Annotated in this window: 17 protein-coding genes and 1 tRNA gene; 9 read left to right on the top strand and 9 right to left on the bottom strand. The window is 69.4% G+C overall.

The window, feature by feature from the left end:
- Nucleotides 1-20: 20 nt before the first annotated feature.
- The 6 genes from ABD401_RS00920 (at nucleotide 21) to ABD401_RS00895 (ending at nucleotide 5,340) form a co-directional block, all read left to right on the top strand.
- Nucleotides 21-449 (top strand): PPOX class F420-dependent oxidoreductase, encoded by a 429-nt coding sequence (locus tag ABD401_RS00920; protein ID WP_344600604.1) that lies wholly within the window; start codon nucleotides 21-23, stop codon nucleotides 447-449.
- A 91-nt stretch (nucleotides 450-540) separates the two neighbouring features.
- Nucleotides 541-1,413 (top strand): SIMPL domain-containing protein, encoded by an 873-nt coding sequence (locus ABD401_RS00915; protein WP_344600602.1) that lies wholly within the window; start codon nucleotides 541-543, stop codon nucleotides 1,411-1,413.
- 14 nt (nucleotides 1,414-1,427) lie between these two features.
- Nucleotides 1,428-2,264: an oxygenase MpaB family protein gene (locus ABD401_RS00910; RefSeq protein WP_344600600.1), complete on the top strand. Its 837-nt coding sequence runs from the start codon at nucleotides 1,428-1,430 to the stop codon at nucleotides 2,262-2,264.
- A gap of 124 nt (nucleotides 2,265-2,388) precedes the next feature.
- On the top strand, nucleotides 2,389-2,553 hold the full coding sequence (locus tag ABD401_RS00905) for a GPGG-motif small membrane protein (RefSeq protein ID WP_019873325.1): 165 nt from the start codon (nucleotides 2,389-2,391) through the stop codon (nucleotides 2,551-2,553).
- A 156-nt stretch (nucleotides 2,554-2,709) separates the two neighbouring features.
- The gene (locus ABD401_RS00900; protein ID WP_344600598.1) at nucleotides 2,710-4,932 is read left to right on the top strand and encodes a PAS domain-containing sensor histidine kinase; all 2,223 of its coding nucleotides are present in this window, start codon (nucleotides 2,710-2,712) and stop codon (nucleotides 4,930-4,932) included.
- 27 nt (nucleotides 4,933-4,959) lie between these two features.
- On the top strand, nucleotides 4,960-5,340 hold the full coding sequence (locus tag ABD401_RS00895; RefSeq protein WP_019873327.1) for a response regulator: 381 nt from the start codon (nucleotides 4,960-4,962) through the stop codon (nucleotides 5,338-5,340).
- 36 nt (nucleotides 5,341-5,376) lie between these two features.
- Here ABD401_RS00895 and ABD401_RS00890 read toward each other — a convergent pair whose 3' ends face one another.
- On the bottom strand, nucleotides 5,377-5,814 hold the full coding sequence (locus tag ABD401_RS00890; RefSeq protein ID WP_344600593.1) for a nitroreductase family deazaflavin-dependent oxidoreductase: 438 nt from the start codon (nucleotides 5,812-5,814) through the stop codon (nucleotides 5,377-5,379).
- A gap of 84 nt (nucleotides 5,815-5,898) precedes the next feature.
- Here ABD401_RS00890 and ABD401_RS00885 point away from each other — a divergent pair.
- From ABD401_RS00885 to ABD401_RS00875, 3 genes are all read left to right on the top strand, one after another.
- Nucleotides 5,899-5,971 (top strand) — tRNA-Arg (locus ABD401_RS00885).
- A gap of 91 nt (nucleotides 5,972-6,062) precedes the next feature.
- Complete coding sequence (locus ABD401_RS00880) at nucleotides 6,063-7,544, top strand: tyrosine-type recombinase/integrase (protein ID WP_344600591.1); 1,482 nt, start codon at nucleotides 6,063-6,065, stop codon at nucleotides 7,542-7,544.
- Between the two features lie 162 nt (nucleotides 7,545-7,706).
- On the top strand, nucleotides 7,707-8,828 hold the full coding sequence (locus ABD401_RS00875; RefSeq protein ID WP_344600589.1) for a tyrosine-type recombinase/integrase: 1,122 nt from the start codon (nucleotides 7,707-7,709) through the stop codon (nucleotides 8,826-8,828).
- A 668-nt stretch (nucleotides 8,829-9,496) separates the two neighbouring features.
- Here ABD401_RS00875 and fabG read toward each other — a convergent pair.
- From fabG to ABD401_RS00835, 8 genes are all read right to left on the bottom strand, one after another.
- Complete coding sequence (gene fabG, locus ABD401_RS00870; RefSeq protein WP_344600587.1) at nucleotides 9,497-10,234, bottom strand: 3-oxoacyl-ACP reductase FabG; 738 nt, start codon at nucleotides 10,232-10,234, stop codon at nucleotides 9,497-9,499.
- Nucleotides 10,231-11,358 (bottom strand): CaiB/BaiF CoA transferase family protein, encoded by a 1,128-nt coding sequence (locus tag ABD401_RS00865; protein ID WP_344600585.1) that lies wholly within the window; start codon nucleotides 11,356-11,358, stop codon nucleotides 10,231-10,233. Before ABD401_RS00865 ends, fabG begins: the two co-directional genes overlap by 4 nt.
- Entirely contained in the window at nucleotides 11,355-12,287 is a 933-nt protein-coding gene (locus ABD401_RS00860; RefSeq protein WP_344600583.1) for an LLM class flavin-dependent oxidoreductase, read from the bottom strand. Before ABD401_RS00860 ends, ABD401_RS00865 begins: the two co-directional genes overlap by 4 nt.
- Nucleotides 12,284-13,414: a cytochrome P450 gene (locus tag ABD401_RS00855; protein ID WP_344600581.1), complete on the bottom strand. Its 1,131-nt coding sequence runs from the start codon at nucleotides 13,412-13,414 to the stop codon at nucleotides 12,284-12,286. Before ABD401_RS00855 ends, ABD401_RS00860 begins: the two co-directional genes overlap by 4 nt.
- 137 nt (nucleotides 13,415-13,551) lie before the next feature.
- Entirely contained in the window at nucleotides 13,552-14,508 is a 957-nt protein-coding gene (locus ABD401_RS00850) for an alpha/beta hydrolase (RefSeq protein ID WP_344600579.1), read from the bottom strand.
- The gene (locus ABD401_RS00845; RefSeq protein WP_344600577.1) at nucleotides 14,508-16,610 is read right to left on the bottom strand and encodes an acyl-CoA dehydrogenase family protein; all 2,103 of its coding nucleotides are present in this window, start codon (nucleotides 16,608-16,610) and stop codon (nucleotides 14,508-14,510) included. The genes ABD401_RS00850 and ABD401_RS00845 overlap by 1 nt, the downstream gene beginning before the upstream one ends.
- Before the next feature lie 19 nt (nucleotides 16,611-16,629).
- Nucleotides 16,630-18,273, bottom strand: a complete 1,644-nt coding sequence (locus tag ABD401_RS00840) for an AMP-binding protein (RefSeq protein WP_344600575.1) — start codon at nucleotides 18,271-18,273, stop codon at nucleotides 16,630-16,632.
- A 35-nt stretch (nucleotides 18,274-18,308) separates the two neighbouring features.
- Nucleotides 18,309-19,400, bottom strand: a complete 1,092-nt coding sequence (locus ABD401_RS00835) for a thiolase C-terminal domain-containing protein (RefSeq protein ID WP_344600733.1) — start codon at nucleotides 19,398-19,400, stop codon at nucleotides 18,309-18,311.
- Between the last annotated feature and the right edge of the window lie 7 nt (nucleotides 19,401-19,407).

Here is a 19,407-nt window from a genome sequence, read left to right as displayed (position 1 = left end):
ATCGGGGGAAGGATGGGCGCATGGCGATCTCGCAGCCCCAGCTGGACTTCCTCACCGCGCACCGGATGGGCGTGCTCGTCACGCTGAAGCGGGACGGTCGTCCGCAGCTGTCGAACATCATCTACCGCTACGACGCCGAGGTCGGGCGGGTGCAGATCTCCGTCACCGCGGACCGGGCGAAGACCCGCAACGCCGAGCGGGACCCGCGGGTGAGCCTGCACGTCGCGTCGAAGGACTTCTGGTCGTGGGTCGTGGTCGAGGGTGAGGCCGCGCTGAGCCCGGTCGCGACCGCGCCGGACGACCCGACCGTCGAGGCGCTGGTCGCGCTGTACCGCGGACTGTCCGGCGAGCACCCGAACTGGGACGAGTACCGCGCAGCGATGGTCTCCGAGCGGCGGCAGGTCCTCTCGTTCGCGATCACCCACGCGTACGGGCAGCTGCCGGGCTAGCTCGCTCGGCGAACGTTTTCGGCTCCTCCTGCGTCCGTGTCCTGACGCCGGGTGCCACCGGCGCGTCCCGCCCGCCGATCAGGGAGCCGAGATGTCCGTTTCGTTCCGCCGCGCATCGCTCAGTGCGGCTGCCGCCGTCGTCGTTGCCGCCGTCGCCGCCGGGGCGGTCGTGTCCGGGAGCTCCGGGTCGGTCGCCGCGACCGGCGGGGAGTCCGACGCGCGGACCGTCACCGTCTCCGGGGCCGGGTACGCGAGCGGGACGCCCGACGTCGTCCGCCTCGACCTCGGGGTGCAGCGCTCGGGACACGACGTCAACGCCGCCCTCGACGCCGCGAACTCCGACATCCGCCGGATCAAGGACGTCCTCGCCAAGCACGGGGTGAAGGACGCCGACATGCAGACCTCGCAGCTCTCGATCAACCAGCACTACGGGCCGATCGAGCCGTACGCGGACTCGAAGCCGATGCCCGCGCCGATGAGCGACGCGCCCGCGGTGGCCGCCGACCCGGTGGCGCCGGCTCCCTCGATCGCGGTGCCGGAGTCCGGCCGGGCCGTGATGCCGATGCCGCCGGCGCCGAACGGGTTCGAGGTGAACCAGTCGCTGTCGGTGAAGCTCCGCAACCTCGAGACCGCCGGCAAGGTGATCTCCGAGGCGGCGGCCGCGGGCGGGAACGCGACGCGGATCAACGGCGTTTGGTTCGAGTTCTCCGACACCGAGAAGCTGACGAAGGACGCGCGGGACCAGGCGTTCGCGGCGGCGAAGGAGAAGGCCGAGCAGTACGCGCGCCTGGCGGACGGCCGCCTCGGTCGGGTGGTCTCGGTGAGCGAGGGGTACGACGGTGGCGGCGGGTACCCGTACCCGGTGGCGGCCGCGCGGGACGCGGGCGGCGTGTCGTCGGTGCCGCTGGCGCCGGGCAGCCAGCAGGTGGGCGTGACGACCACGGTGGTGTGGGAACTGAGCTGAGTTACCGTCGAGGCGTGGGGACGGATCTGCGTAGCCGCGTCGGCGGCCTGATCTTCGCGCGCGTGGCCGGGCCGGAGGGCCCGGCCCGCCGCGAGCGCATCCTCGGCACGCCCGGGCCACGCTGGTTCGCCGAGGACCGGCCGATCCGGCGGGTGCACGGCGACGCGGCAATGTTCGTCGGTGGTCTGCGAGCCCTGCTGCTGCAGTCGCTGCACCCGTTGGCGATGGCCGGCGTGGCCGGGCACTCGGGCTACCGCGGTGACCCGTGGGGGCGGCTGCACCGGACGAGCGCGTTCCTCGCGACGACGACGTTCGGCGCGGTCGAGGACGCGCAGGCCGCGGTGGACCAGGTGCGGTCGATCCACGAGCGGGTGCGCGGCACCGCACCGGACGGCCGGCCCTACGCGGCGAGCGACCCGCACCTGCTGCAGTGGGTGCACGTGGCGGAGATCGACAGCTTCCTGACGGCCCATCAGCGGTTCGGCTCCCAGCCGCTGACGGCGGCGGAGGCGGACGGGTACGTCGCGGACACGGCGCTCATCGCGCGCAAGCTGGGGGTGCCGGCGCCGCCGGAGACGGTCGCCGAGTTGACGGCCTGCCTGGACTCGTACCGGGCAGAGCTGACCGGGACGAAGGAGGCCCGGGACGCGGCCCGGTTCCTGCTGCTGACTCCCCCGCTGCCCTGGGTGGCGCGACCCCCGTACGCGGTGCTCGCGGCGAACGCGGTCGCGCTGCTGCCCGGGTGGGCGAGCCGGGAGCTGTGGCTGCCTCGGCTGCCGCTCGCGGAGGCCACCGCGGTGCCGCTCGGCGGGCACGCGCTGGTGCGCGGGATCCGCTGGGCGACGCGCTGAGCTGGGCTTTCCCGGCCCGCCGGCCGGCGCCGATGTCCGGATCGTCCCGATCCCGCGGTTCAACCGTGACGCTGGTCAACATCTGAGGCCGTTTCACGCTTTGCGGCGCGGGAATCCTCCTGGCATGGCATTTCTACTGTGGATCCTTGCGGTTCTCCTGGTGGTCGGCGGCGTGGTCAACCTGCTTCAGGGCCAGATCCTGTTCGGGGTGCTCCTCATCGTCGTGGGTCTCGCGATCGGCCCGGGTGGGTACTCGATCTTCCGGTCGCGCAGCAGCGCCAGCGTGTAACTGCACATCCCCGTTCCGGACGGAACGGGACAGGATCAGACGAACCGTCAGGTAATCCGGCTGACCCCGGCACTCCCGCCCGAGTGCCGGGGTCCTTCTTTGTGCCCGGTATCGGGTTTCCTTCAGCTTCGTCCGCGCTCGGCCGAAATTCAGGACGTGGCCACCCCACTCGGCGACGCGCGTGAGCGCGGGCCCTTCAGTCAGCGCGGCCTCGTGCCGCGCATCGTGCCGTATTCGGTGGTCGCGTCGGGCGCGCTGTTCGTGGGTGCCTTCAACGTGCGGAGCGAGGACGCCTGGCTCTACGCCGGCGTCGCGCTGAGCTATCTGCTCCTGGTGCTGGGGGCGTTCCTGCTCCCGTGGGACCGGTTGCCGCGGTGGACGCAGTCACTGCTCGCCATGGCCACCCTGCCGCTGGTGGGAGTGCTGCGTGAGGCGACCGGGGACCTGCGGTCCCCGTTCACGGCGTTGATCTTCCTGCCGCTGATGCTGTTCGCGATGCACGGAACCCGGCGCGAGGTGATGGCGTGCATCGCCGGCATCGGCGTGGTGCTGGCCGTCCCCCTGGTCGGGAGCGGGACCGCGTCGGAGTGGCAGCGCATGGCGCTGAACACCGCGATCGCGGGATTCATCGGACTGAACGTGAGCGCGGTGGTGAGCCGGCTGCGCGAGAGTGCGCGCGGGCACGGCGAGGCCGAGGGGCGGGCGCGCGAGGCGCGGGACCAGTTCGTCGGTCTCGTCGAGGCGGCGACGCAGTTCTCGATCATCGCGACCGACGCGCACGGCGCGATCACCGTCTTCAACGAGGGTGCGGCGCGGATGCTGGCCTACGAGCCGGAGGACGTTCTCGGGCGCGTGCCGACGTTCTTGCACGACCCGGCGGAGCTCGCGGCGCGGGCGGCCGAGCTCGACGTCCCGGCGGGTTTCGAGGTGCTGGTGGCGGCGGCGCGGGTCGGTGAGGCGGACGTCCGTGACTGGACCTACGTGCGCAGCACGGGTGAGCGGATCACGGTGTCGGTGACGGTGTCGGCCGTGCGCGGGCCGGACGCGGTGCCGGTCGGGTTCATCGCGATCGCGTGCGACGTCACCGACGAGCGGCGTAACGAGACGAAGGTGCGCGAGCAGGCGCAGCGCGCCGGTCTGATCAACGAGCTGACGCACGCGATCCGGCAGGACCTGGACCCGGAGTCGGTGCAGCAGCGTGCGGTGACGGCGCTGGGCGAGCGGCTCGACGCGGACCGGGTCGTGATCCGGTTGGCGAGCGAGGACGACCCCGTCGGCGTGATCGCGCAGTCCTGGGTGCGCGAGGGACTGCCGGCACTGACGCACTCGGTGGCGCCACCGGCGGGCATCGCGAGGTTGTCGCGACGGACGCACGGGGACGACACGGCGCTAGTGGTCTTCGACGTCGAGGACGACGCGCGGCTGCGGCCGGGTGAGGCGGCGGAGCTCAGCGAGGTGCTCGGGATCCGCGGCTACCTCGGCTGCCCGATGTGGGTGGGGTCGCGGCTCGTCGGGTGGCTGGTCGTGAACACGACGCGGCCGCGGAACTGGACGGGCAACGAGGTGGCGATCGTGTCGGCGATCGCGCGGACGGTAGGCGCCGCGTTGTTGCAGGCGCAGACGTATCAGCAGGAGCTGGAGATCATCCGGCGGCTGCGGGAGCTCGACCAGGCGAAGTCGGACTTCGTCTCGTCGGTCTCGCACGAGCTGCGGACGCCGCTGACGAGCATCATCGGGTACCTCGAGATGCTGGTGGAGGGCGACGGCGGGCCGCTGAACGTCGAGCAGCTGCAGCTGGCCGAGGTAGTCGAGCGGAACTCGCGGCGGTTGCTGGCGCTGATCGAGGATCTTCTGACGCTCTCTCACATCGAGGCGGGGCAGACGGAACCCGTGACGGAACCGGTGGACCTGGCGACCGTCGTGGCCGACGTGCAGCGCACGGTGGTGCCGATCCTCGGGGCGCGGGAACTCGAGGTCGTCGTCGACGTCCCGGAGGACATCGGGTCGGTGCTCGGCGATGCGGGTCAGCTGGAGCGCGTTCTGTTCAACCTGGTGACGAACGCGGTGAAGTTCACCCCCGACGGCGGCCGCGTGTCGATCGTGGGCGCCGCGGTCGACGGGCTGGCGCGGCTGAGTGTCTCCGACTCCGGGATCGGCATCCCGGAGGAGGAGCAGGAGCAGTTGTTCACGCGGTTCTTCCGGTCGTCGGCGGCGCGGGAGAACGCGATTCAGGGAACGGGTCTGGGCCTGGTGATCGTGAAGTCGATCGTCGAGGCCCACGGGGGTTCGATCTCGGTCGCGTCCCTGGTCGGGGTCGGGACCACCGTCACCGTCGAACTGCCGTTGCTGCCCGTCCCCGCCGACGTTGTTCTGGCCTGAGCGACATCCATTCCAAGGAGATCTGACATGGCACGCCTTCTCGTCGTCGACGACGACCCCGACATCCTCGCCCTTGTCACCGCCCGGTGCCGCAACGCCGGCCACAAGGTGCTGACCGCGACCTCCGGGCAGCAGGCCCTCGAGGTCCTCGGCGAGACTCCCCCGGACGTCGCGATCCTCGACGTCGGGCTGCCGATGATGACCGGCTTCGAACTGCTCACCGAGCTCCGCAAGCGCGAGGGCATGACCGACCTCCCGGCCATCTTCCTCAGCGCCCGCGTCCAGCAGGAGAGCATCGACGCCGGCCGCGAGCTCGGGGCGACCTACCTGACCAAGCCGTTCGTCGCCTCCGCGTTGCTGACCGCCATCGACCGGGCGCTGCCCACCGACGACGGGGACGGCTGGTAGACCGTCTGAACGCCTGCGCGAATTTGGACCGGTCGGTCAGCGAACCGGGTCGAGGACCAGGACCGGGATCAGCCGGTCGGTCTTCTCCTGGTACTCCGCGTAGGGCGGGTACGCCGCGACGGCGCGCTCCCACCACTGCGCGCGCTCCTCGCCGCTGACCTCCCGGGCGCGGTAGGTCCCGACGGTCGTGCCGTCCTGCAGCGCCACCTCGGGGTTCGCCTGCACGTTCGCGTACCAGGCCGGGTGCTCCGGCGCCCCGCCCTTGCTCGCCACCATCGCGTACCGGCCCTCGTGCTCGACCCGCATCAGCGGGACGTAGCGCTGCTTCCCGCTCTTCGCCCCCGTCGTCGTGATCAGGACGACCGGGCGGTCCATCACCGTCACCCCGTCGGTCGTGCCGGTCCGAAGGATCTGTTCCGTCTGGTCCCGGACCCACGGGGTCGGGCTGAGTTCAGCCGCCGTCGAGTTGCTCATGCGCGGAGAAACACGAACCCCCACCCCCACATTCCCGCCGCTGCGGCGAGCCCGCACCCGCCCGTGGCAGGATTGGCCGTCCCCGCCCTCGTAGCTCAGGGGATAGAGCACCGCTCTCCTAAAGCGGGTGTCGGCAGTTCGAATCTGCCCGGGGGCACGGCCTCTGACCTGCAGTTTCACTCCAGTAGAGTTCACCAAGCCGGGTCGCGTGGCATGAAACGTGGCATGAACTGTCGTAACCTGCAGAGGTGGCAGTGGTCCGGGGGCGTGCGGAGGGGAGCATTGAGCTGCTCCCCTCAGGCCGGTATCGCGTGCGCGTCTACGCCGGCCGCGACGCCCTGACCGGTCGGCAGATGTACCTGCGGGCGACAGCCCGCACCAAGCCCGAAGCGAAGGCAGAGCTGGCTCGTCTGCTCAACCAGCTCCATGAGCGACGCCAGCCCCGGGCGGCGATCACCATGGCGCAGGCGATCGACCAATGGCTCGGAGTGGTCCGCCACGAGGCCAGCACCCGGGAGCGGAACGAACAGCTGATCCGGCTCTACATCTTGCCGACGCTCGGCAAGAAGCCGGTGCACAAGATCACCGCCGAGGGGCTGGAGATCCTGTACTCGCGCCTTCTGAGGTGCCGCTCCCTGTGCAGCGACCGACCACAGGCCGGTCACACGTGCGAGCCTTTGGCTCCCAACACCGTCCGCAAGGTGCACTTCATCATCCGCTCCGTCCTCGACCGCGCCGTGCGCTGGAAGTTCCTGTCCATCAACGAGGCAGAGCTGGCCGAGCCGCCCGCCTTCCACCGGAACGAACCGGACCCCCCGTCCGCCGAGGAGGCCCGAGCGCTACTCGCCGAAGCGTCGCGGGACCCGGATTGGGCGCTCCTGCTGTTCCTGACCATGCTGCTGGGCTGGCGCCGTGGAGAGCTCTGCGCCCTGCGATGGACCGACATCAACCTGGACGACGGCCTCATCACGATCGAACGAAGCCATTGGGGAAACGTCGAGAAGCGGACGAAGACGAACCAGACGCGTCGAGTCGCGCTGGATCAGAACTCGATCGAACAACTGCAGGACCTTCGCGCGCGCCGGCAGGCTGCGTGCGCGTCGATCGGTGTCGCGTGGTCCCGCGACTCCTTCGTCTTCTCCCGCGCCCCCGACGGGAGCTCGCCGCTCACGCCCTCGAGTGTCACCCAGCGATACCGCAAGCTCGCCCGAAAGCTGGGGCTGCGCAGCACCCGACTTCACTCGCTTCGGCATTACTCCGCCACCGAACTGATCGCCGCCAACGTGGACGTGCGTACCGTCGCCGGTCGGCTCGGCCATGGCAGCGGCGGCACCACCACGTTGCGGACCTACGCCGGGTGGAGCGCCGACGCGGACCGTCGGGCGGCGGAGAAAATCGCGGCTCTGATTCCGCGACCCGAGCCCGCGCTCCGCCGACCGCAGTCACCGTACGAGCAACTCGCCGCGGACCTTCGAAACTCGATTCTGTCTGGCGCCCTGCCGGCCGGTACTCAGCTGCCGACCCTCGCCGAGTTGGCGGCCGAGCACAACATGGCACCAAACACGGTCGCACGAGCCATCGCCATGCTCAAAGACGAGGGTCTGCTGTCCGCAGAGCGAGGCCGGAGGGCGGTGGTTCTTGCCACCGAGGAGCCTCGGACGAGACCTGATGCCACGTCATTTTCGCCTGGCACATCGGACCAGGGAAGGGTCCCGACCTCTGGGTTGTGAGCCGAGTTTCTGGCGCTGATCGCGCACACAGCTCAGCATAAAAGTCAGCTATCCATGCAGGTCAGGGGCATATTCGCCGTCCGCCCGAGTCCGCCGAGATCCGTTTGAGTCTGCCTACGTTTGCCTACATTCTGCCTACACCGGCGCGAGGGGGGTGTGGGCATGCCGTGGGTGATGAAGCGGCGGAGCGACAGCGGCCCGCGCTTCCAAGCCATCTATCGCGACCCCACCGGACGGAAACGTTCGGCGGGCACCTTCCGCTCGGAACGCGACGCCCGTGCGGCTGCCCGACGCGCAGAGAGCAGTGTCGAATCGGGCGCCTGGTACGACCGCACGGCGGGCAAGGTCACCTTCCGCAACTACGTGGAACAGACCTGGTGGCCGAGCCGGCACCTGGAGGTCAGCACCAAGGCGGGCTACCGCTCGTACCTGGACAAGCACTTCCTGCCCTACTTCGGCGACCTGCCGATGGCGAAGATCCTGCCCTCCACTGTGCAGGGCTGGGTCACCAAAGCCGTAGCTGACGGGTTGTCACCCCGTAGCGTGGTGAAGTACCACGTCATGCTGCACAGCATCTTCAAGCGGGCCGTCCGAGACCGAATCATCTCGTTCAACCCGTGCTCCGAGACCGAGCTGCCCAAGGTTGTCGCCCGCAGGATGCCCACGGTCACCCCGGAGGAGTTCGAGCATCTGCTCTCCGCGGTCCCTGCACGATGGCAACCGCTCGTCCTCACCGCGATCGAGACCGGCCTGCGGTGGGGCGAACTCGTTGCTCTCCGCCCCCGACACCTCGACTTCCTCCGACGAACCCTGACCGTTGAGGAGACCATCGTCGAGGTGTCGAAGAAGACCTCCCCCACCGGCGAACGCATGATCGTCAAGCCCTACCCCAAGGACGACGAACCTCGCACAATCAGAGTCAGCCAAGACCTGCTCGATGTACTCGCCGCCAGGATCAAGCATCTCGGCATCGACCGTGATCACCTACTCTTCCCGTCGACCGAAATGGCCGGCGGCAACCCTGTATCGCGCAATACGTTCCGCACCAGGGTCTGGCTACCCGCGCTGGAGGAAGCGCAACTTGGTCACCACGTCCGAATGCACGATCTCCGCCACGCGCACGCGTCCTGGCTCCTCGCCGGCGGCGCGGACCTCAAGACCGTTATGGAGCGGATGGGCCATAGCCAGATTCAGACGACCCAGAAATACCTGCACACCCTGCCCGACGCCGACGACCGCGCGCTTGAAGCGTTCCGACGCACGCGCGGGCGTCGCGGGACATGAGCCCCTCGCAGCGAGGTGCAAGGTCGCCGCTCCCCGTCCATAGCCGTCCATCGAGGTCCGCTAGTGCTGGCCAGCGCACCACCCGGACGCCCACGGATCGGCGCGCACGCAGACGAACTGCTACTAGAACTGCTACTAGAGCGCCGCACCGAACGCAGGGTTGGGCATGAGCCCGACTCCGCTGCTGCCCAGCGGAGGCCCGGAACAGCGGCATCGGAGGGCGGCCGGATCGGGTCGTTCAGTTCCGCACTAGTTGGCTAGCTCTGGCGACGGATTTACAGAACGCTCCCGAACCCCCGATGACCTGCACGTTTCCCGCCGCGACCCGCGACTTGGACACGTATAGGACACGGCTAGCCCTACACAGCCGGGAACTACCGCGCACAGCCAGACAGCAGGATCACGGACGCCACCAGCCTGACCTAGCGTCAGATCCCGCCAAACGAGCGCCACGCCCCGACAATCCCGCGAACGGGACCGCCTTCTGCGAGGGCACGCAGTTGGCACTCAGCCCGTCATACGCTCATGATCGTCGTCAGCGGATCGATGATGAGCACTCCAGCCACTCGGTCACCGCGACGCTAGGGCTCACGGAACCTCTTCTCGCCGGCTCCGCAGAAGCCACCCCGCCTGTCGGATGGCGTTCTGTGGGTCGCGCGACCCGATGCTTACATCGAAAGTCCGCCGTCGACGGGGAGGACGACACCGGTGATGTATCCCGCCTGCTCGGACGCGAGGAACTGAACCGCGGCGGCCATCTCGGCCGGCTCGGCGAAGCGACCCTGGGGCACGGCCCGGGTCAGCTCCGCCAACTTCTCCGCCGGGATGGCCGTAACCATGTCCGTCGCCGCATTCGGCGAGATGGCGTTGACCGTGATGCCGAAGCGCGCGACCTCCTTCGCGACGGTCTTGGTGAAGCCGATGAGCCCCGCCTTGGCAGCGGCGTAGTTCGCCTGACCGACGTTGCCGTGCAGTCCGGTATAGGAGGTGACGTTGAGGATCCGACCGTATGACCGCGCGCGCATGTGCGGGATCGCGGCCCGGGACAGGTTGAACGACCCGGTCAAGTGCACGGCTAGCACGTCCGCCCATTGCTGATCCGACATCTTCCACACGACGGTGTCACGGGTAATCCCGGCGTTGTTGACGAGGACGTCGAGGGCACCGAACTCGGTGACCACGGCGTCGACGATCCGGATGACGTCCCCAGCGCTGGCAACGTCGCCGGCGAACATGCGCACATTTCTCGCCTGCGCCAGATCTGAGTCGAGGTTGTGGAGGGACAGGTCGACGATCGCCACGGTCGCGCCGGCGTTGACGAACGCGCGTGACAGGGCGGCGCCGATACCCCGGCCGCCCCCGCTGATCAGCACCACGCGGCCGGTGAAGTCGAAGTGAACACTCATGCTGTGCTGCTCCTCGTCCGCTCGCCAGCTGAGTCGTGCCGCCAGTCCGCCAGGATCGTCGCCGGTTCGGTCACCAGCGGCGGGCCCGGAGGGGCTGAAACCTTTGATCGGGAGAACCGCGGTGCCGGCGCGGCTTGCGTCGTGCCGTCGACCTCGACCACGGAACCGCGCGCCCGTACGTGCGGGTGGTGCGCGACCTCCGCAAAGGTCAGCACCGGGGTGACGCAGGCGTCGCGTCCGGCGAACAGGTCGGCCCACTCGTCGCGCGTGCGGGTGGCGAAGGTGGCGGCGAAGCGCTCACGCAGCGTCGGCCACCCCGCCGGGTCGTACTGAGCGGGCAACTGCTCACCGGCGAGATCGAGTCCCTCGACCAGCGCCGCGAAGAACTGCGGCTCGAGGGCACCCACGGCAACGTATTTGCCGTCCTTGCACACGTAGGTGTCGTAGAACGGTGCACCGGTGTCGAGCACATTCGTGCCCGGCCGATCGCTCCACATTCCACCGTCCCGCAGTGCCCAGATGGCTTGGAGCAGGACGCTGCTGCCATCCAGGATCGCGGCGTCGACCACCTGGCCCTGCCCGGACCGTTCCCGCTCCCACAACGCGGACATGACCCCGACCACCAAGAACGCCGAACCGCCCCCGTAGTCGCCGAACATATTCAGGGGCGGGACTGGTCGGCCCCCGTCGACCCGGAACGCGTCCAGCCCTCCGGTGAGCCCGATGTAGTTGATGTCGTGACCGGCGGCTTGGGCGAGGGGTCCGTCCTGCCCCCACCCGGTCATCCGGGCGTAGACGAGCCGGGGGTTCCGGGCCGACATGTCGTTCGGGCCGAGCCCCAGGCGTTCCGCCACTCCGGGGCGGAACCCCTCGATTAGGACGTCCGCGGCGTCGGCGAAGCGGAGGACCGTCTCCCGACCCGCGTCGCTCTTCAGGTCCGCGACCACCAGGCGCTGGCCGCGGAGCACGCCGTCCCACGGCTGCGGGGCGCGGGGGCCGGACGGGTCGCCGCGCTCGATCCGGACCACGTCCGCACCGAGGTCGGCGAGCATCATCGCGGCATGCGGGCCCGGCCCGATTCCGCCCAGTTCGACCACTCGGAGCCCGCTCAGAGGTCCCGTCATTGCTGCTCCTCCAGAATTGCCGGCCACACCCGGCGCAGAAACGCGTCGAAGCACTCTTCCGATAGCTGCGCCGGCAGCCCGCCGACCATCGGATGCAGCATCAGCAGGTCCACCTGACGCGCGAGCTCGATCGCCTCGTCCGGCGTGACCACCCGGTACTGCCCGGCGGCGCGATCGAGGTCCATGGCCGCGTGCCAGGACTTGTAGGTCTGCACCTCGTGATCGATGTACGGCTGCACTGCGGCCGAGGTTCGCTCCGGCCGGTCGGAGACGAAGAGGAACGGGGATTGGCGGGGCGGTCGTGGTCCCGGCGACTTTCCCATGGCGCGGCACGCATCGAGGTAGGCGTCGTAGACGGCCGCGTTGGGGAGGAATCCGTCCGCACAGCGCGCGGCGCGGCGAGCCGCGGCTGGGGACGTCCCGCCGAGCAGGATCGGAGGACCACCGGGCCGGGCGGGCCGGGGAAGCACCTGCACGTGCGCACCTCCGAACTCGAAGGGCTCACCGGTCCACGCCCGTCGCAGCACCTCGATACCGGCCTCGACCAGTTCGCCCCTGCGCGTGAAATCGACGCCGAACATCTCGTACTCACTGGGCCGGTATCCCGCGGCTCCGACAACCTCCAGGCGTCCGGCACTCAGGAGGTCCAGCACCGCGATCTCCTCCGCCAGCGCGACGGGGTGATGCAGCGGCAGCAGCACGGCGTACAACTGGATCCGCACCCTGGTTGTGCGGGCGGCGACCGCCGCGGCGAAGACCCGCGACGCGGGGAGATAGGAATCATCCGATCCGTGGTGCTCCGGCAGGCGGACGAGGTCGAACCCGACGCGGTCCGATCGTTCGATCTGAGTCAACGCGAGCGCGTAGCGATCGACCAGGTCGGCGGCGGTGACAGTGCGCAGGTCGTAATAGAGCCCCGCTCGGGTCACCCGAAGACCACCCGGAGTTCCGCCGGACTGCGGAACACAAGACCGGAGATCTCACTGCGGGCCGGATCGACGTCAGGATCCATCCGCAGGCGGGGCATCCGGTCGAGAACCCGCTCCAAGAAGACACGGGATTCCATCCGCGCCAGCTGGATGCCGAGGCAGACGTGGGGGCCGTTCGCGAAGCTGAGGTGCGCCATGCTCGGGCGACGGATGTCGAGGTCCTCGGCCGTCGGACCCCACCTTTCCTGATCGTGGTTGGCGGCCCCGATGCTGACGGTCACCATCGAACCCGCGGGAATGTCGGTGCCGCCGACCTCAACGTCCCTGGTCGCGGTACGGGCGATGGCGGTGATGGGAGACTCCCAGCGCAGGCCTTCCTCAATCGCCTTCGGGATGAGCGAGCGGTCCGTCCGCAGCGCTTCGAGTTGTTCCGGCCGGCGCAACAGCCCCTGGAGCAAATTGCTGGTGGCCCGGTAGGTCGTGTCGGCGGCCGCCGGCAGCATGTTGCGGAGGAACGCGATGATCTCCTCGTCGTCGAGGCGTTGGCCGTCCTCCTCGGCCGCGATCAGGACGCTGATGATGTCCCCGCCGCCCGGCTCCGCCCGTCGCTGCTGGATGAGTTGAAGGAAGTAGTCGTGCAGCCACCGGGATCCCTGGAGGGCACGGTCCCAGTCGTGTCCCATGTTCACCATCGCGATGGCCTCGCGGTGGAAGGAGTTGAGATCGGCATCGGGAAGGCCGAACATCCCGCCGATCACCTGCATGGGGAGGGGGAAGGTCACCGCCTTGACGATGTCCCCGCCGCCGGCCTCGACAATCGGGTCCAGCAGTCGGTCCACGATCTCGCGGACCAGCTCGCTCTCCCACCGGTGCATGGCGCCCCGGCTGAACGCCTGTTGGATGAGCCCCCGGTAGTGGGTGTGCTCCGGTCGGTCCATGCTGACGATGCTGTGGCCGAGCATCACGCCCATCGACGCCTGATACCCCGCCGAGGAGAAGGTGGCGTCGTCCCGCAACACACCCAGCGCTTCGGGATAGCGGACGACGGTGTAACCGTAGAGCTCGGCGTCGGGTGAGCCGCCTTTGGCCGCTCCGCCGATGACCGCCTCGCGCGCCCGCAGCGCCACGCGGTGAACCGCGGCTTGCTCCCGCATCTGCGCGAAGTGCGGGTAGGGGTTCTGGACCTTTCCGACACCCACCGCCAGGTCGAACGCCGCGAAGGGATCGTCCTCGTCGGTGACCGCAGACGAATCCTGATGCATCCTCATGTCGTTGCTCCCGTCGTTGCGGCAAAGGCGGCTCGTAGCGTGGTCGCCACCTCGTCGATCGCTTCGCGCCCGGCCGGGATCACCCCGGCCAGACCGACGAAGCCGTGGATCATCCCCGGGTAGCGTCGCACCGCCACCTCGACGCCCGCGTCGCGCAGACGCGCCCCGAACTCCTCCGCCTCGGCTCGCAGCGGGTCGTACTCGGCCGTGATCACCGTCGTCGGCGGCAGACCGGTGAGGTCCTGGATCGCCTCCGGTGCGACGTCGGCAGGTGGCGCACCATGACCGGGAGGCAGGTACATCGACCAGGCGAACCGGGCCCGGTCCGCGTTGACGATCGGCGCATCGGGCAACTCCCGCCAGGACGCACTGTTCTGACCGGAGCTGATCACCGGATAGAACAGAAGCTGGGCGCAGAACGTGGGTCCGCCGCCGTCCCGGGCACGGCGGGCGGTCACGAGGGCAAGCGCGCCGCCGGCGCTGTCGCCGCCGATCGCCAGCGCCGCCGCGTCGACGCCGAGGTCGTTCGCGTGATCGACGACCCAGCGGGCGGCGTCGAAGCAGTCGTCAGGGGCCGCGGGGCAAGGGTGCTCGGGTGCCCGCCGGTAGTCGACGGCGATGACGACACAGCGCGCCGCGGCCGCGAGTTGCCGACAGAGGGTGTCGTGGGTTTCCAGGTCGCCGAGGAAGAACCACCCGCCGTGAAGAAAGATCAGGGCGGGCAGGGGCCCAGGTCCTGGACGGTAGACGCGGAGCCCGAGCGGACCGCCCGGGGTCTCGACGCTGTGGTCCCGGACCTCGTCCAGGTGCGGCGGCGCGCCGCCCAGGCGCGCCATCTTCCGGTAGAACGCACGCGAGCCGGCGACGTCTGCGGGTGGTGATTCCTCGGCAATCAGAGCGATCTGCGCGAGCGCTGCCACGACACCGTCGCCGTAGGTGAACGCGGTCATCATCAGTCCATCAACGGGTCGCGGGGCAGGCCGAGAATCCGCTCGGCGATGGTGTTCCGCACGATCTCGGCCGTGCCGCCTCCGATCGTGAGCAGGCGCGTCCACATCAGGGCGTGCGCGATGTCCCCGGCGCACCCGTCCGACAGGGCGGCCTCGGGGCCGGCGAGGGCGAGTCCGAGATCGGCGACGCGTTGGTGGTGCTCGGTGAAGAGCAACTTCGAGACGTTGCCCTCGGAACCGGGGGCAGATCCGGCCACCGCTCGCTCCGCGACGCGGAGGTTGAGTAGGGCAATGCCTTCCTGCTCCGCCAGCAACGCCCCGATGCCGGCGGCGGCCCCGGGCTGGTCGCCGTACCGGCGGTGGAGGTCCAGCAGCGCGACTGGCCCGTCGGTGGTCCTCCCACCGATGTCGGACCGTTCATTGGCCAGGGCCGAGATCACGACCTTCCAGCCCTCGTTCACGGCGCCGAGAACGTCGGCATCCGGGACGAAGACGTCAGTGAGGAACACTTCGGCGAACATGGCGTCACCGGTGGCTTCACGCAGCGGGCGGACATCGACACCGGGAGCGTGCATGTCGATGAGCATGATCGTGATGCCCTTGCGCTTCGGTGCGTCGGGATCCGTCCGGACCGTGGCCAGGCCGCGGTCGGCCACCGTGCCGAAGGTGGTCCACACCTTCTGGCCGTTGAGAATCCAGCCACCCGCGGTCCGCACTGCCCGGGTGCTGGCAGCGGCGACGTCCGAACCCGCGCCCGGCTCGCTGAACAGCTGGCACCACCGGTCCTCGCGCGACAAGCCCCGAGGCAGGAAGCGCTGGATCTGCTCCTCGGTTCCGGCCGCGAGGATGGTCCGGAGCAGCCAACCTCCAATCTCGTAGTCGTGGCGGTCCAGGCCGGCGAGCTCCTGATTGATGACGATCTGCTCGACGGGGCCGGCCCCGCGTCCCCAGGGCTCCGGCCAGGACGGCACGGCGAACCCGCGAGCGACGCAGAGGTCATGCCGCTGTTCGGCCGGCAACTCCTCCACCTCGCGACGGAACGCCCGAACCGTCTCACGGATCTGCTCGGCCTCGGGCGGAAGTTCCACGTCGGTCCGGAGCGTGACGCCGGCAGCCATCGCGTGGGTGACCTCCGCCGCCAGCGTCTCGGCCGGCCCGAACAAGGCGACCAGAGTGGCGGCGCGACGGAGATACAGATGAGCGTCGTGCTCCCAGGTGAAACCGATGCCGCCGTGCAGTTGGATGTTGACCTGTGCGCACCGGACAGCCGCCGGCAGCGCCAGCGTGCTCGCGATCGCCGCCGCAAGTTCGGCGGGCCGGTCGATGCCCTGGAGAGACCGCGCGGCGTTCCAGGCCGCAGCCGTCGCGAGTTCGACATCGACGAGCATGTTCGCGGCGTGGTGCTTCACCGCCTGGTAGGTGCCGACCGGCCGACCGAACTGTTCGCGGATCTTGACGTACTCCGTGGCCATCTGGAGGCAGGCGGTCGCGATACCCGAGGCTTCCGCTGCGGCCAAAGCCCGTCCCAGGGCGACGGCGGCGGCGGCGGCACCCGCCAAACGCGGCAACTCCCCCACGTCGCGGTGCAGGCGGAGCCGGCCGGTCCGCCGTGTCCGGTCGAGACTCGGCGACGGCGTCACGGAGACCGAGTCGCGGTCCGCGACGACGATGTCGCCGTCGACCGGCAGCAAGAAGACCTCGGCGAGTTCGCCACCGAGCACCAGCCAGCTCCCGTCGCGCCCGGGAATCCCCACGGCGCCGACCGTCTTGCCCGTCGCGAGATCCGGCAGGACCGCTGAGCCGCCCGCAGCTGCCAGTACGGCCGACGCCCACACGGTCGGCAGCAGCGAGCCTGGTGCGATCGCCCGGCCGGCTTCCTCGACCACGATCGCCGTTTCCAGCAACGAGTACCCGGCTCCGCCGTTCTCGGCGTCGACGTGCAGCCCGAGCAGGTCGAGACCGGCGAGTTCGGACCAGAACGGCGCCTGCGCGTCGACGTCCGCGTCCAACAGAGCGCGCGCCGCTGCAGCGGCGCCCCGGTCGGCGAGAAGCTTCCGGACGACGCCCGCGAGATCGCGGTGATCGTCGGTGAGAGCGATCGACATGAAATCTCCTGACAGCTACTCAGCGACGCTCGAACGTCACGCCGGCGGCGACGCGATCCCACGTCGCGGCCGTGACGCCCTCGTCGCGGAGCTGGTACTTGGTGATGCGGCCGACGCCGTTCTTCGGCAGCGCGTCACGGAACTCGATGTAGCGCGGAACGGCGAAGTAGGGCAGCCGATCGACGCTCCACAGGCACAGCTCCTCTTCGGTCACCGCTGCGTCGGACTTGCGCACAACGGTCACCTTGACCTCGTCCTCGGACAGCTCGGACTTCACGGCGTGCACGGCGACCTCGGCGACCGCCGGGTGCTGCATGAAGGAGATCTCCAGTTCGACGCTGGAGATGTTTTCGCCGCCGCGGCGCAGATAGTCCTTCTTCCGGTCGACGAAGTACAGCCACCCCTCGTCGTCGAACTTGCCGAGATCGCCGGTGTGGAACCACTGATTACCCATGACGTCGACAGTTGCCTGGGGCCGGCGCCAGTAGCCCTTGAACAAGGTGTTCGGGCGAAGGGCGCGGCATACGATCTCGCCGACCTCGCCCGGCGGTAGTTCCTGGTCCTCGTCGCCGAAGATGCGGACGTCCAGGTCGTCCGCGGGACGCCCGCACGCACCGGGCTTGTTCTCGCTCAGCGACATCACGGTCAGCGGCGCGCATTCGGTGAGGCCGTAGAACGGGTTCCCGACCAGGGCGACGCCGTACCGCTCACGCCAGACGGCTTCGGTCTTCGGGTTGAACGGTGCGCCCGCCACCGCACGGATCTGTCCTTTGCAGCGAGCCATCTCCTCGGTGTCGTCCATCCCGGCGATGAGCGGGATCATGACGCCGAGCAGGTTCACCACGCGCGCGCCCGTGCGTTCGATCTCCCGCCAGAACCCGGACACCGAGAAGCGGGGAGCGATGGAGGCGGCGCCACCGACGAGCGCGCTGCCGATGATCGAGGTCACGGCGTTCATGTGGAACAGCGGCGCCGGGTTCCAGTTGAGCTCGTCCTCCTGGCGTTGGGAGACCCAGTTGGCGGCCGCGGACATCCGGATCGCGTACGCATGGCTGAGTTCGCAGCCCTTGGACGGGCCGGTGGTCCCGCCGGTGTAGATGATGAAGGCCGTGTCGGACGGCAGCACCTCGACGCTCGGGTCCTCGGCACCGTCGAGGCGGTGGGCATCGATCGACTCCACCCGAAGTTTGCCCGGATCGCCCTGGGGGACATCGCCCCGGTGGAGCAGCAGCTCGACGTCGGGAATCTGGTCGACGATGGCGAAGACCCGCTCCGCGTAATCGCTCTCCGTGACGAGGATGCGCGTCGAGCAGTCAGCCACCTGGTGGCGGAGGTATTCACCCTTGAAAGCCGTGTTGATCGGAGCGTAGATCGCGCCCAACTGGTGCACCGCGATCATCAGGAAGGCGGCGTCCGGCCCGTTGTCGAGGAGCGAGGCCACCGTGTCGCCGCGCCCGACTCCCTGCGCTCGAAGGCCGCGCGCGAGCCGCGCGCTTTCGGCGTAGACCTGCGCGTAGGTGTACTGCTCGCCCGAGAAGTCGAGGAACAGCTTGTCCCCGTGCGTGTCGAGTCGCCGTTGCAGCAAGGGAACGATCGCGTCCTCCTCACCGAGCATCCAGCCGCCGATGGGTGCGCTGTTCCAGCCGCCGTCAATATGAGGCACCGCAGTTCCTCTCTCGCGTTCGTGGGTGGGGGAAGTCAGGGCAGGCGATTGCTCAGCACCAGGGTCGCGCCGGATGAGTACATGCCCCCGACGCCGTGGCAGACGCTCACCTCGACGCCTTCGACCTGCGCGGGCGCCGTCCCGCGAAGTTGCCGAACCGACTCCTGGATCGCGAACATCCCGTACATGCCGGTGTGGGTGTAGGACAGGCCGCCCCCGTTGGTGTTCATCGGGAGGGTTCCACCGGGAGCGGTACCTCCTGCCTCGACGAACTTCCCGGCCTCCCCCCGGGCGACGAAGCCAAGGTCTTCGAGCGCGTACAACGGCACGAAGGCGAAGGGGTCGTAGGCCATGAGGTGATCGACATCGGCGGGAGTGATGCCGGCCTCCGCGAACGCCGCCGCCCCCGAGACTCGGAACGCGCGCGAGGTCGTGAGGTCGGCCATCTGCGAGATCATCGGGCTCTCGGTCGACTGACCCGCCCCCACGACGTACACCGGTGGGTGGGGTAGGTCGAGGTCCCGGGCCCGCTCCGCCGTCGTCAGGATCAGCGCCCCACCACCATCGGTGATCACGCACGACTCGGCCTTGTGGACCGGGTAGGCGACGTAGGGCGACGCGAGGATCTCCTCGACGGTGATGGGGTCCCGCAGCCAGGCCCGCGGATTCCGTGTCGCCCACGCCCGCGTGCTGACCGCGACCGACGCCATCTGCTCGGGCGTGAGGCCGTGGTCCTTCATGTAACGGAGCACCCCGAGCGGAAACATGGTGTGCGCGGTGTGCGTCCCGTAAGGACGCTCGAACTGCGCCTCCCACATGTCCTCGTGGAACGGGTAAGGGGTGTTCACGACGTTCGAGCGCCCGGATTCCCCATGCGTGATGAGCACGACGTTGGCCTGACCCGTGGCCAGGGCGGCCGAGGCGTGACCCACCAACGCCATGAACGACGACCCGCCGATGAAGGTCGAGTCGACCCACCGCGGGGTGAGACCGAGATAGCTGCCGAGCGTGATGGGGGCGAAGTACTCGACTCGCGTGCAGGCAAGTCCGTCGATGTCCCGGGGGTCGATGCCGCAGTCCGCAATCGCGTTGATGGCAGCGTCCGCGTGCAATTGCATCGCGGACATGCCCGGG

The sequence above is a fragment of the Sporichthya brevicatena genome (assembly GCF_039525035.1).
Classification (GTDB): Bacteria; Actinomycetota; Actinomycetes; order Sporichthyales; family Sporichthyaceae; genus Sporichthya; species Sporichthya brevicatena.
Note: the sequence above shows the minus strand (reverse complement) of the source record. Positions and strands in the feature narration are given on the sequence as shown.